The organism is Ahniella affigens (assembly GCF_003015185.1).
Taxonomy (GTDB): Bacteria; Pseudomonadota; Gammaproteobacteria; order Xanthomonadales; family Ahniellaceae; genus Ahniella; species Ahniella affigens.
In genome coordinates, this window is sequence record NZ_CP027860.1 from 4,919,890 (window position 1) to 4,933,237 (window position 13,348).

At 61.3% G+C, this 13,348-nt stretch carries 9 protein-coding genes; all 9 read right to left on the reverse strand.

The window, feature by feature from the left end:
- Window positions 1-107: 107 nt before the first annotated feature.
- Complete coding sequence (locus C7S18_RS18970) at window positions 108-539, reverse strand: pilin (protein ID WP_106893040.1); 432 nt, start codon at window positions 537-539, stop codon at window positions 108-110.
- A gap of 70 nt (window positions 540-609) precedes the next feature.
- Window positions 610-1,329 carry a hypothetical protein gene (locus C7S18_RS18975; protein ID WP_106893041.1) on the reverse strand — a complete coding sequence of 240 codons (720 nt, stop codon included), beginning with the start codon at window positions 1,327-1,329 and terminating at the stop codon, window positions 610-612.
- 2 nt (window positions 1,330-1,331) lie between these two features.
- Window positions 1,332-2,729, reverse strand: a complete 1,398-nt coding sequence (locus C7S18_RS18980) for a sigma-54-dependent transcriptional regulator (protein WP_106893042.1) — start codon at window positions 2,727-2,729, stop codon at window positions 1,332-1,334.
- Window positions 2,730-2,845: 116 nt separating this feature from the next.
- The gene (locus tag C7S18_RS18985; RefSeq protein ID WP_170113359.1) at window positions 2,846-4,471 is read right to left on the reverse strand and encodes a sensor histidine kinase; all 1,626 of its coding nucleotides are present in this window, start codon (window positions 4,469-4,471) and stop codon (window positions 2,846-2,848) included.
- A 176-nt stretch (window positions 4,472-4,647) separates the two neighbouring features.
- Window positions 4,648-5,427: an AMP nucleosidase gene (locus C7S18_RS18990; protein ID WP_106893044.1), complete on the reverse strand. Its 780-nt coding sequence runs from the start codon at window positions 5,425-5,427 to the stop codon at window positions 4,648-4,650.
- Window positions 5,428-5,741: 314 nt separating this feature from the next.
- On the reverse strand, window positions 5,742-7,781 hold the full coding sequence (locus C7S18_RS18995; protein WP_170113360.1) for an ATP-binding protein: 2,040 nt from the start codon (window positions 7,779-7,781) through the stop codon (window positions 5,742-5,744).
- 417 nt (window positions 7,782-8,198) lie between these two features.
- Complete coding sequence (locus C7S18_RS19000) at window positions 8,199-11,087, reverse strand: TonB-dependent receptor plug domain-containing protein (protein WP_170113361.1); 2,889 nt, start codon at window positions 11,085-11,087, stop codon at window positions 8,199-8,201.
- 206 nt (window positions 11,088-11,293) lie between these two features.
- A complete protein-coding gene (locus C7S18_RS19005; protein ID WP_106893047.1) occupies window positions 11,294-11,932 on the reverse strand; it encodes an SGNH/GDSL hydrolase family protein in 639 nt (212 codons plus the stop codon).
- Window positions 11,932-13,173 carry an aminotransferase class I/II-fold pyridoxal phosphate-dependent enzyme gene (locus C7S18_RS19010; protein WP_106893048.1) on the reverse strand — a complete coding sequence of 414 codons (1,242 nt, stop codon included), beginning with the start codon at window positions 13,171-13,173 and terminating at the stop codon, window positions 11,932-11,934. Before C7S18_RS19010 ends, C7S18_RS19005 begins: the two co-directional genes overlap by 1 nt.
- Between the last annotated feature and the right edge of the window lie 175 nt (window positions 13,174-13,348).

Below are 13,348 nucleotides of genomic sequence, written 5' to 3' on the forward strand. Positions count from 1 at the left end.
TCCAGGACATGGCGATCCGAATGAGCCGATTCTGGGCTACCAGGCTACCAAAAACAGAGAGGGGCGCCATGGGCGCCCCTCTCGTACAACCAGGTGAAACTTAGGTATTACGGACGGCAGCTGCTTGGGCGGTACTTGGCATCGATCGAGCCACCGCATTGCCACGTGATGCTGCCGACGTTCGTGGTGCCGTCCGGGGTCAGCGTCATGTTCTGGCCAGCGATCAGCGTGTTCGCGTCGTTACCGAACGTGCAGGTGATGACGCCTGCGCCGCTAACTTCGACTTGCGTCACATAGTTACCCACGATTTCCGTCGCAGCGGCCATGCCGGCTTCCGTGTTCGAGGTCGGGAACGTACCGGTGTTCTGGAAGGTTTCGGCAACGGCGGTCTTGGCGCCAGCAGCCAGCGTCGGGCATTCAGAAACTTGAGCGCGGATCGTGTAGTCCTGATAAGCCGGCAGAGCAATCGCGGCCAGAATGGCGATAATGGCGACAACGATCATCAGCTCGATCAGGGTAAAACCTTGGGTCTTCTTCATGGGGATTCCTTTGAATTGGGTTAGCGGCCTAGCCCGCAGGGGAAATGTAGCACAGCCCATGCCAAGCGAATCAAGGGACGGGTTTGGCAGTTTCCCAAGGGTCGCCTTCTTTCATTTGTTTTAGATCACCAGACGAATCGAGGTAGGCCATGCCATTGCCTTTGCGAGCGACCAGGGGCACAAAGGCCTGGCCTTGCGCGTCAAGGCGCGCAGAATTCAGTAGCGTCTGGCGGCCATCGGCGTAGGGGCGATACATCCAGGGGAGCATGTGCAGATCATTGCCGCGCAACAACTCATCAATCATCTGATTCTGCAGAATCGGATCAAAAGGCTTGCTCACCGAATACTGGGTCGGGCCCCAAGCCGAGAGCTTCACGGTGGGTGGCGCTCTCTTCCAGTATTCTGGATCAAGCTGGTTGTAGCCCACCGCATAGATTCGGTCACCCGCCGCGATCAGCACAACGGGTCGGGCTGTGTAGAGCACATAAGTGCCATAGACCATGGCCGCAATCTGCAGCAGCAGAATGACGGCGAGATCGAACTTCAGGGTCTTCTTGCCGCGCTTGAATACGATGGTCGTGAGCAGCGGGCCGATGATCACATCGCATCCGACAATCAACATGGCCAGATTCGCCCCGCCGGCGATATAGAACAGCACTTCGGGATACCAGGCAAAACGGATGAGCATCAAGATGGCCAGCCCCACGACCACACTGGCGGCCAGATGGACCAGACCGGCTTGCCAACGCGTGCGCGGAAACGGCACGGCGGCTGAGTTCACTTCAGACATGATCAGACTCCAAGTTTCTTGAGCTTGTAGCGCAGCGCTCGGAACGAGATTCCCAGCCGCTCAGCCGCTTTCGTTTTGTTGTTCTGGGTTGCTGCCAAGGCCTCAATTATGGCCTTACGCTCGATGCTGGCAACGTAGCCTTCCAGATCAGCCGGGTCGCCGTCCGGGTCACCTTCGTCCTCGACCGGTTCCAGAAGCCGCGGCGGGGCGACATCGGAGCGGTTCGCCCCGATTCCCAAATCGGCGGCGCGAATCGTATGTTCGTCGCACAGCGCCACGGCCCGTTCCAGAATGTTCTCGAGCTCGCGAACATTGCCAGGGAAGTCGTAGCGGCTGAGTTCGTCCAGCGCGCTGCTGTCGAGATCGATCCGATCGAGGTGCCAGTCTGCAGCCATCCGCGCCAGGTAGGCGTTGGCCAGGATCGGGATATCTTCGCCGCGTTCGCGGAGTGCAGGCACCCGGAGCTCGATCACGTTGATGCGGTAATAAAGGTCTTGGCGAAATCGGCCCTCGGCAACCAGATGTTCCAGATGTTTATGCGTGGCACTCAGAATGCGCACATCAATCGTCGCCTCGGCCGTCGATCCAACCGGCCGCACCGCCTTTTCCTGGATCACGCGCAGCAGTTTGACCTGCATATGAATAGGCAAATCGGCAACCTCGTCCAGGAACAGGGTACCGCCGTTCGCCGCGACGAACATACCGTCCTTGTCGCTGACGGCGCCGGTGAAGCTGCCTTTCTTGTGGCCGAAGAACTCACTTTCCATCAGTTCGGTTGGGATGGCGCCGCAGTTGACGGCCAGAAAGGGGCCGCCGGCACGCGGGCCTTGTTCATGAATCAGCCGGGCCACCAATTCCTTGCCTGTCCCCGACTCGCCAAAAATATGGACGGGCGCTTGGCTCCGCGCCACCTTGGCCACGGTGGCCTTGAGTTGTTGCATCGCTGCAGACTGGCCAATGAGTCGACTTGCCACCGGACCTTGCGCAACGCCTGTCGCCGCAGGACTGCGACCGGCGTCCGGTTTTTTCGGCTCGCCAAGCTTGAGCGCGCTGTTGACCATGCGCCGCAAGACACTCAAGTCGACAGGTTTTGTTACAAAATCGAATGCGCCGGCCTTCAGCGCCGTGACGGCGGCATCCATGTTGCCGTGCGCGGTGATCATGGCGATCGGCATGCTGGGCTGATGTTTCGCAACGAATTCAATGATTTCCTGACCGCTGCCATCGGGGAGGCGCATGTCGGTAAAACACAGGTCGTAGCGATGCTGGGCCAGGCGTTCCAGGGCCTCTTTGACGGTGCCCGCCGTGTCGACCGCCAAGCCCATCCGGGTCAGGGTCAGGACCAGAAGTTCGCGAATGTCTGGCTCGTCGTCGATCACCAGTGCGTTTTGTCGTGCCATGCCCTACCTCTTGTCCGGACCAGATTTCTAGCAAAAGTGACCAGTTTCGTCACCTGGCATGCCGAGTTCGCGCACCGTGGATGCCGATCGCCGCCGACCTGAATGAAACGGGTGTGTCATGCATCGTCCATGAGCCTGGCCAGGCTCTGGAATGACTGAAAGGTCACCCGGAAACAGGCGCCGCCCTCCGGCGCCGGAACGAAGTCCAGGCTGGCTTGGTTGGCCGAACAGACCTGCGACGCGATGTAGAGCCCCAGACCGGTGCTCTGCTCGCCGGTACTGAAGAATGGATCGAAGATTTCAGTTGCGAGCTTGGGGTCGACTCCGGGGCCGGCGTCGTTGACCTCCATCACCACGGGGCCTTGTTCGTCGATCCGTCTGGCCTTCACCCAAACTTGCGCAGGCTCACCGGGCTTTCGTCCATACCGAAGCGCATTCTTGGTCAGATTCCAGGCCACTTGCTGCAATTGATCCGGGTCGAACACCACCATGGGTAATGACTCTTCCGCCATTGCATGCAGCTGATCCTGGCCCAGAGGCTGCACGGACCGGTATTCCTGCACGAAGTCCTGCACCCAGCGGGACAAGTCGATGGTCTCCGGCCGAGACCGCTTGCGCCGTGACAACTGCAGAATGTTTTCGATGATCGCATTCATGCGCAGGCAGTGCTTGCGGACGATTCCCAACAAATGCAGATCCGACTCGTTCAGATGGTCGGACTCCGCCAACAATTGCGAGGCGTGAGAGATCGCTCCCAAGGGGTTCCGAATCTCGTGCGCGATGCTCGCCGACAGACGACCGAGCGAGCTCAGTGTCAGCTCCTCGGCTTGGCGCGCGACCATTGAGGTGTCTTCCAGAAACACAATGGTCGTGGGTCGGCCCGCCTGCGGAACGGCCACAAATCGTGGCACCACCTCGGGCGTGCCATCGGCGACCGACATCGCCTGCTCATCGTTTGCGCCCGTATTGCGCCAGTGGACAAACCGCGCCCAAAGATCGGGCGAACGTTCGGCAAGCGACATGTTGGCCTGAGCCGGCACCGATCCGAGCAGGACCCACGCCGCTTCATTGAAGCGGACGATCTGCTCGTCACTGAGCACGAGCACGCCGGTCCGCATGCGGCGAATGATCAGGTCGTTCAACTGGGACAGACCGGCAATATCGGTCTCCTGCCGCTCCACCACCTGCTGTCGCTTCGCCACCTCGCTCTGCAACAGCTGCGCGAGCCCGGTTACCGCGAAATAGATCAATACGTACACTGCCACTTCGCCGACACTTCGCTCGGGCAGGCCGCCAGTCCGCTGCACGTCCCAGGTGTACAGGACAAAGCCTGAGATGCTCGCTGCGGTCGCAAATACCAAAGCCGACGGCAGCGGAAACACGACGGCGCCGCACGCGACATTCATGACCAGTAGTGTCGCGATGCCGCTGTCTAGGCCCTGACTGAACTGAATGGCCAGTGCCGCGGCCATGATGTCGAGCCCGAGCCCGACGCGCGATGCCCAGATCAACCGCCGGAGTTTGGTTTGCACCAGACTGAAAATGGCGGTTGACGCGATCAGATAGAAGATGGCCACGCCACCCAGGACGCGTGGCGAGTCGATACTGATGATCGACCGCGAATACGAACTGAAGCACACAAACACCAGAAGCGCCGCAGTCAGCACCCGGTAAAGACTAAAAAAGTAGTGCTCGCGACGGGCCAGATCACCCATGTCGAAGCGCTGCAGCCGGCGGATCATCGTGGGGCCTTCCTTAGGGAAACGAAACAGGTGTGACGCAGGGATCGCGCCAATAGGCGCGGACCGTGCACCAGTGCCCCCACCATGATGCCACCGACGCGGCACCATGCCAAAGCGGTGGGCACCGCGCTCGCCGTTGCCGCCAGGCGAGCGCGCTGTTGTTTCAGTCTTGTTCCCTATTCGTCGAAGCGCAAATGCTTGACGCTCTTGCCGTGCCGGCGAATCAGCTTCAATGCCTCGATTCCGACGCGCACATGGTTTTCGACATAACCTTCGGTGACCTTGCGATCGGAGGCTTCGGTTTTGACGCCTTCCGGAATCATGGGTTGATCACTGACCAGAAGCAGCGCGCCGGTCGGAATCTCGTTGTGGAACCCTGCCGAGAAGATGGTTGCGGTTTCCATGTCGATGGCCATCGCCCGAGTTTTGCGCAGGTACTCCTTGAATTGTTCGTCGTGTTCCCAGACCCGGCGGTTGGTGGTGTAAACGGTGCCGGTCCAGTAGTCGAAATCGAGGTCGCGGATCATGGTGGACACCGCACGCTGCAGCGAGAACGCTGGCAGCGCCGGCACTTCGGGCAGCAAATAGTCGTTAGACGTGCCTTCGCCGCGGATTGCCGCGATCGGCAGGACCAGGTCGCCGATCTGGTTTTTGCGCTTCAACCCGCCGCACTTGCCGAGGAACAGTGCCGCTTTCGGCTGGATCGCGCTCAGCAAGTCCATGATGGTGGCCGCGTTGGCGCTGCCCATGCCGAAGTTGATCAGGGTGATGCCATCGATCGTCACGCTGGGCATTGGGCGATCGAGGCCACGTACCACGCCACCGCCCATGATCCGGGCAAACAGTTCGAGGTAGTGACCAAAGTTGGTCAGCAGAATGTGCGACCCGAATTCCTGCAGGGGCACGCCGGTGTAGCGCGGCAGCCAGTTTTCGACGATTTCTTGTTTTTCTTTCACGAATTGCTCCTGATCGATCTGGTTTCGGTGTTGAGAAGGCGTTGCGCCCGCTCATGGCGGCGCCCGCAGCTTGCGGCGCCACGACCAGCCCCAGGGCATCGTGAATGGCTCTGCTGCGCCAGTGCAGCATCATTTCGCCATCGTCCGTGGGACGGGTCGGAATAGGTTGGATTCACCTGGGTCAACATGGTAGTGCCTATTGACGCGGCACGGAATCATCAGCAGGTCGCTGCCGGGTCAATCGGCGGCCGCGGATGGCCCGCCCGCGGCGGTACGCTTAGGTTTAGCGCGATCCGGATCGATTCCGGCGACCGTCACAAGTTCGCCATCGGGAGTAGCGGGTCATGATTGGCGTTGGGCCCCGGCAGATCGATATAAAAGCAAACACCGCCTTGCAGGCAGGACGGCCCAAACGTGGCCGTGCCGCCATGCAGTTCGGCGATTCGTTTGACCAGCGCGAGACCAAGCCCGGTACTGCGCTCACCACCGGTCGGGCGCGCTGACAAACGCTGAAATCGGCCAAAGACTCTGCGCTGATCGGCCTCGTTCAGGCCAGGACCTTCGTCATGAACCGCAATCCGAATTGCGGTGTCTGCGGCACTGAGGCGCACCTCGATGCGTCGGTTGGGCGGCGAGAACTTGATTGCGTTGCCGATCAGTTGCTCGATCGCCTCGGCCAGGCGGAGCCGATCGGCATGGATCAGCAACGGCGACTCCGGTCGCGTCACACTGAGCCGCAGCCGCTTTTCCGATGCTCGGGCATCGGCCTGGGTCACCAAGTCGTCGACCAACTGTGCCAAATCGAATTCTGCCTGACTGAGGGTCGCCTGCTCGCGTTCCAGCGACGTCAAGGTCACCAGATTGGCCAGCGTATCGATCACTTCGTTGGCAGTGGTGGCCAAGCCCGATAGGTGTTGCCGGCTATCGACCGGCAAGCTCGCACTGCCAAGCAAGCGCTCGACCGTGGCCCGCACGCGCTTTAGCGAACCCTCCACCTCGTTTGCCGCGAGCGCCAGCAACTCGGTGTTGATGCGACGCTCTTCATCGGCGCTGCGACGTGCCTGCTCAAGTGCGGCCATCGTCCGCTGTAGCGCGGCGTTCTGCGCACGCTCAGTAACCAATAGCCGGTCACGGGTTCGGATCCACTGCGTGCCCACAGCGGCCAGACCAATCAGCAGGAGCAACACGACGAGCGAACCATTTCGCTGCCAGCGCGTATTGGCGAGCATGTCGTCCTGGACCTTGGCATTGGCTTCGAGACGCCGGAGCTCCAACTGCTGCTGCTCGCTTTGATACTGTGCCGTCAGCGCTTGCATGCGTTGCGATTGGGCCTCGCGTTCGCGTTGGATGCGCATGGTGTCGGCACGACGCAGCGCGTCGAGCGCGAGATCGGCTTGTCCGGATTGCTCGTGCCAATCTGATTGGAGCCGGAGTAACCGTTCAAGCCGGTCGGGATCATCCAGCTCAGTCGCGATCGCAATGGCCTCAGCGAGCGCGCGCCCCGCAGCGGGCAACGCATGCTCGGCGGCATGGCCCTGTAGCGCTTCCGCCATCGCGAGTTCGGCGGCCGCTTCGTGGGCAGCGGCCAGACCCACGCGGTGTCCCGTTGTTTCGGCGAGTGATCTGGCCTGATCGACCGCCAGACGGGCATCGGCAAGTCGACCAGCGCGGGTCAGAAATTTCGCCTGATTCCGATACGCGAGTCCGAGCCCGATCTGATTGTTCTCCTGTCGGTAGAGCGTGATGGCCCGATCCAGCAAACCAAGCGATTCAGAAATTGGCGTCTGGTCTTCGTCGATCTGCGACAGATTGTTGTAGATGCTGGCCCGACCGCTTTCGGCACCAATTCGATCCAGCAATGCCAGTGCGCGCAAATAGTGGCTCCGCGACAGCGGCACTTGATCCATGTTGTCGTACAGATTGCCGAGGTTGACCAGAACCTGCGCCATGCGCTCCAAGTCATTTGCCGACTCAAACTGAAGCAGGGCCTCCTGGTGAAGCCGGAGCGACTGCTCGTAGAGCCCGACCCGGTCAAACGCCACGGCCAACGATTCTGCGGCCACCGCAATGTCGCGCGCACCGGAGTGGACCCGGGCAGCATCCAAACCGCTCTGCATGGCGCGAATGGCGGCCGGGTAGTTGCCCAGCAGCAGCTCGGCGCGACCAATATTGACGCGCGCCATGGCTGCCAAGTCGGGTGAATGTTGCTGTTCGGCCAGCTGCAGTGCTTTTTCGGCGTGACTTCGAGCCAACTCCGGATTGCTCCGGGCAACAGCGACAGAGCGCTTGTTCCAACTGCTGGCATCGTTGGCGTCCGACTCGGCAACGGGGCCGGTCGGTTCGGCGGCACTCACTGCAACACACGCCGTCACAAGACAGATTGCGAGCAAAGTCCAGAGTGGGCGGTACCAATTCGACATCCCGACAGCCTAGTGTCCTGTCCCGCAAATTGCTCGAAATAAATTTGGAAGAATTTCGAGTCAAGGCAAGGCGGGAGAAGGAGACGTAGTGGTTGCTACGGCGACGACGACCAACGCAGCATGGGCTCGATCGGCAAGAAGTTTATTCGCGTTATTTGCAGGACAGGACACTAGCCCGCCTGTTTCATGGCTCGCGATGGCTTTCTTCCCGATCTGCACACGGTGGCCGCGGATGCGGCATCGACACCTGGCGCCGCGCCCATAGAAAAAGCCGCCAGAGTTGCCCCTGGCGGCTTCACTCGAACCTGCCTCAGCCGGTGGACTGGCTGGATGCGTGCTCGTTTGCTGGGATTAGAACGTGTACGTCACGTTCGCCCAGTAGTAGCGACCAACCGTATCAAACGTGCGCTCGTCGGTGTTGCCGTTGAGCGTGTTGTTTTGATAGAGGATCGGCGGCTGCTTGTCGCCCACATTGTCGATACCCAGACGGATGCGGGTGTTCCAGTCAGCGAAGTTATAGCCGAACTGCAGGTTGTGGTACGTGGTCGCACCGCGGGTGAACTTACAACCATCGCTGCCAGGCGGAATCGCGGCGTCGGCGCAAGGGCCGTCGTTACGCAGCGAGCCCACGGCGAAGCCATGGATGTAACGCGTGTTCCACTGAGCTTCCCAGTTGCCGAGGTTCCAGGCCACCGTGCCCAGACCGCGCCAGCGGCTGTAGTTACCCAGGCCGCCGTTGGCAACCGTCAGGAACGTACCAGCGTTGAACTGCTGGCCAACCGTTTCGCCGTCAACGATGACCTTCACGTCGAACTGGTCAACGTAGGTGGTGTCGAGGCTGGTACGGAAGTTACCGATGTCGGTTTCCATGGCGTACTTGAAGCCGAGGTCCAGACCCTTGGTGGCGGTCTCGCCGACGTTGTCGTTGACGTCGAAGAGGCGAACCATTTCGCCGTTGGCGTCGCGGCTGAACAGCTGGCAGAACGGCGACGGATTGGCGACCGTGCTCGAGAAGCAGGCATTCAGGATGTTCTGCGTGCCGAACGTGCCGATGGTCTTTTCCAGGTCCACGCGCCACACGTCGAGGGTGGTCGAGAAACCATCCAGGAAGCTCGGCGAGTAAACGACACCCCAGGTAAACACGCTGCCTTCTTCCGGCTCGAGGGTCGAGTTGCCGCCCTTGATCGCCGACAGCTGCGAGTCGGTCTGGTTGAACGAGCCGTCGGTCGGGACATTCGCGCAGGCCGGGTTGGCCGGACCGGTGAAGCCGTTACACGGATCGTTGAAGCCGTCCGACGAGGCGAAGTTGCCAGCGTACAGGTCAGAAATGGTCGGAGCGCGGAACACCGTTGCGTAGGTCGTACGGACCAGCACGTCGTCGATCGGCTTCCATTCAAAGCCAATCTTGTAGTTGCTGGTGCTGCCGAAGGTGTCGTAATCCGACCAACGGCCACCGACCAGCAGGTTCAGACGCTGGGCGAACGGTGCGTCAGCCATCAGCGGCACCAGGGCTTCGCCGTAGATTTCCTTGGTTTCCACGCTGCCGTTGGTCGGCGACGTGCAAGCTTCCGAGGAGATCAAGCAGGTAAACGTCTGGGTGTTGATCTGGGCCAGGAAGTCCGGCTCAAACGCGTAGTCCTGTTCACGCCATTCCAGGCCCACGGCGGCGCTGGCCATACCGGCCGGCAGCTCGAAGAGGTCGCCGGAGAAGTTGGCGTTGACGGTCTTCAGCGACTGCGTGGTGACATTGCGCGTGTTCGGCGCGATGGCAGCCAGGGCAGCGAGCTGGGCTTGACCGGCAGCCGAGCTTGGGTCCGGCGGGGCGCCGAAGAAGTCGACCGGGACGCAGTTGGCGATCGGTGCACCTGGCGTGCCGCAACGGGCCACGCCACCGGCATCGATGAAGCTCGGGCCGAGCGCATCGGCCAGGGCCGAGGTCAGCAGGTAACCCGTGGTGGTGTTGTCTTGCTTGTAGCGACCGTAGCTGCCGTAGGCATCCCACGTCCACGACGTGTCACCAAAGCCGCCCTTCAGACCGAAGTTGAATTGCTTGGCGTCGGTGTCGTAGTCGTAGCGGCGGTTGCCGATACGGGACAGACGCAGACGGCTGTCGATGATGTCGACGCCGAACGGGTTGTAGATGCTGTCGCCGGACAGGACGATGTTGTCGTTCGCCGGGCGACCGTCAAACGGCAGCGGGGCGATCTGGCCGAACGAACTCGTGTTCGTGGCCCACAGGTCCGCATAGGCAGTGATCGTGTCGGTGACGTTGTAGGTACCCGAAACGAACACATTCGTGCGTTCTTGCGGGGTCAACTGCACGTTGCCGACGGCCTGGTAGTTGAACAGGTCCGAGGCTTCAAAGCACTTGTAGTCGGTGATTGCGGTGCCCGCGCGGCCTTCGATACGCGTCAGATTGACGTTGGCCGAGCTGCCGCCGCAGTTGATGCCGTTGGCCTGCGCAAGCGCGCGCGGCACAGCGTACCAACCAGTCGTCGTACGGCTGGAGCCACCGATGGTGACCACGCCGCTCGAAAGGGTCAGGGCCAGAGCCGAGTAATCGCGGTCGGCAGCGCTGACTTCTTCCTGGTCGTTGTAAGACGCGCTGATAATGAAGTTGCCGCGGTCGCCAGCGGTACCAAAGGTCGCGCTGATGCCCTTACGCTCACCGTCGTCTTCGCCGCTGACGCCGTAGTTGATCGAGGCCGAACCACCTTCGTAGTCCTTCTTCATGATGATGTTGACCACACCACCAATCGCGTCGGAACCGTAGATCGCCGAGGCGCCGTCCTTCAGGACTTCGATCTGCTCGATCAGGTTGATCGGAATCGAGTTCAAGTCGTCATAGTTGACGCGGCGGCCATTGACCAGGAGCAGCGTGCGCTCTTCGCCCAGACCACGCAGAGAAACCGTTGCACGACCGTCGCCACCGCCGTTGTTGACCGAGGCGTTCGTGGCCGCACCAGCCACCGAGGGAATTTCTTGCAGCACGTCGCCGAGGATAACGGCGCCGGAGCGCTCAATCGCTGCGGCGTCGATGACTTGCACCGGGCTCGCGGTTTCCAAATCGACACGACGGATGCGCGAACCGGTGACCTCAATGGCCTCCAGTTCTTTTGCACCAGCATCCTGATCGTCCTGCGCGAAGGCAGAACTGGCTCCAAGCCCGGTGCTGCCGATCAAACCGAGCAGCAGGGCCTGGCGGATGCCAGTCACCAGCATATTGCGTTTGTTATTCATGTTTCCTCCGGGCGTTTGCGCCCTTGTTCGTTGGGTCACCATGGTGTGCTCAGATCCGTGCCTTGCCATACTTGGCGTGGCGTCGGATCGAACTTTCTGTTTTTAACGATTTCATCACGATTTGTACAGAGCCAGAACGTCCGTTTTGGCGGAAATCGACGAATCGGCGTGGAGAGATGCCCGAAAAAGGCGGGCAAACGGCGCGTTTATCGCCGCAGATGCGCCAGGGCGGCGTCGGCCCAGGCCTGATACTGACGCTGATCCGGATGGAGCTGATCGGCCACCAACCAGGTGGGGTTCTGGCGCGATATCGGCGTGATATCGATGTACGCGACTTGCAGTCGGGTTGCGACCGCGCGCGCAGCTTCATTGAACGCATCGATCTCATCGCCAATCTGGCGCGTGCCGCGCGGATCTGCCGCGCCAAATGCGGTCACGCCCCAGTCCGGTATCGACATCACAAACACACGTTGCGGCTGCTTCCCAGCGAAATGGAGGGCGCGCTGCAGCAGCGCTGCAAACTCGCGTTCGTAGTCACTGACCGGCCGGCCGCGATACTGATTGTTGACGCCAATCAGCAGGCTGACAAGATCGTACGGTGGCGAGATCGTTCCCTGCGCGAGTGCATCGTCGATGGCCGCATCGAGTTCATCGGTCGTCCAGCCGGTACGGGCAATGACCGTCGGCTCGGCAAACTGGGTGCCGCCGGCATCCAGCGCGGCGATCAGCTGATTGGGCCAGCGCGCGGCGACACTGACGCCCTCGCCGATGGTGTACGAATCGCCCAGCGCCAGGAAGCGGCGCGGTGCCGCGGCACCGGCGGTTGATTCGAAGACGAGGCTCATCAGGCGACGTGTCGGTGGGCGCTACGTGACGCCCGCTCCAGCGCGCGTTCTAGCCGTACAAACACGTCTTCGATTTGCTTGGCTTGGGGCAACAGAGTCAGCCGGAAGTGCGTCCGGTAGGGCACGTTGAAACTTGAGCCGGGAACGAGCAATACGTCTTCGGTTTCGAGCAGGTCCAGCGCAAAGCGATGGTCATCGAACCCCGGCAACAATGTCGTGTCGACGCCCGGAAACGCGTACAGGGCGCCAGCAGGCGCAACCAGGCTGAGGAATTGGGAGGCGGCCACGCCTTCGATTACGGCCTGACGGGCGGCATGCAACCGCCCCCCCGCGGCAACCAGCGGGGAGATGGTGTCTGGTCCGTATAGCGCAGGTTCGATCGCCCACTGCGCCGTCACGTTCGCACAGAGGCGCAGCGCCGACAGCAAATCCAGCGCATGCAAATAGTCTTGGGCCCGTTTCAGCGGTCCGGACAGGCTCATCCAACCAATGCGCCACCCGCAGGCGCGATGCACTTTGGATAGGCCCGAGAACGTTACGCACACCGCGTCTGGGGCGAGCGGCGCCAAGGGATGAAAGCGCGCACCATCGTACGTGATGCCATCGTAAATCTCGTCCGCCATCAGCACCAGGCGGTGCCGGCTGGCAATGTCGGCAATGGCTTGCAGCAGTTCTTTCGGATAGACCGCGCCCGTCGGGTTGTTCGGGTTGATCACCACGATCGCCCGGGTGCGCGGCGTGATCCGCGCTTCCAAGTCTTCGGGATCTGGCAGAAAGCCACGTTCCGGCAAGCAGGGGTAGTGCACTGCCCGGCCGCCGTTCAAGATCACCGCAGCCGTCCACAACGGATAGTCCGGTGAGGGCACGAGCACTTCCTCACCGGGATTCAGAAGACCCCGGAGCGAAATGTCGATCAATTCGCTGACGCCGTTGCCGATGAAAATGGATTTCGGGCTCGCGTTCGGCGCGCCCCGCGCGATTTCGCGCATTGCGATGGCTTCGCGGCCGGCGGCCATGCCTTGCTGATGGCAGTACGGATCCGAGTGCGGCAGATTGGCTGCCAGGGCAGCGCGCAGGTGCGGTGGCGCTTCGAAGTCGAACAGCCCGGGGTTCCCGATATTCAACTTGACGATCGCGCGTCCCTGCTGCTCAAGCTCCAGGGCGCGACGTGCAAGCTCACCACGAATTTCATAGCGGACTTCGGATAATCGGCTGGCAACGGGAACTTGGCGGTGGTGCATGGCGGACTCGGAATCAGGTTTAGCGCGCCATGCTAATCGAAAACAAAAGATGCAGTAATCCACGAGCTGCCTTGCCTTTGATTTCGCCGAATTCCTGAGGGCGCAGCAGGCGATGAGCGCGCCGCCACGTCGGCACCTCTGACGCTACTAAGTCTTTGATCCAACTATGCCATCC

What these genes read in the sequence shown, in the direction of transcription:
- C7S18_RS18970 (WP_106893040.1), bottom strand. Translation starts at nt 539, where the DNA reads ATGAAGAAGACCCAAGGTTTTACCCTGATCGAGCTGATGATCGTTGTC.
- C7S18_RS18975 (WP_106893041.1), bottom strand. Translation starts at nt 1,329, where the DNA reads ATGTCTGAAGTGAACTCAGCCGCCGTGCCGTTTCCGCGCACGCGTTGG.
- C7S18_RS18980 (WP_106893042.1), bottom strand. Translation starts at nt 2,729, where the DNA reads ATGGCACGACAAAACGCACTGGTGATCGACGACGAGCCAGACATTCGC.
- C7S18_RS18985 (WP_170113359.1), bottom strand. Translation starts at nt 4,471, where the DNA reads ATGATCCGCCGGCTGCAGCGCTTCGACATGGGTGATCTGGCCCGTCGC.
- C7S18_RS19000 (WP_170113361.1), bottom strand. Translation starts at nt 11,087, where the DNA reads ATGAATAACAAACGCAATATGCTGGTGACTGGCATCCGCCAGGCCCTG.
- C7S18_RS19005 (WP_106893047.1), bottom strand. Translation starts at nt 11,932, where the DNA reads ATGAGCCTCGTCTTCGAATCAACCGCCGGTGCCGCGGCACCGCGCCGC.
- C7S18_RS19010 (WP_106893048.1), bottom strand. Translation starts at nt 13,173, where the DNA reads ATGCACCACCGCCAAGTTCCCGTTGCCAGCCGATTATCCGAAGTCCGC.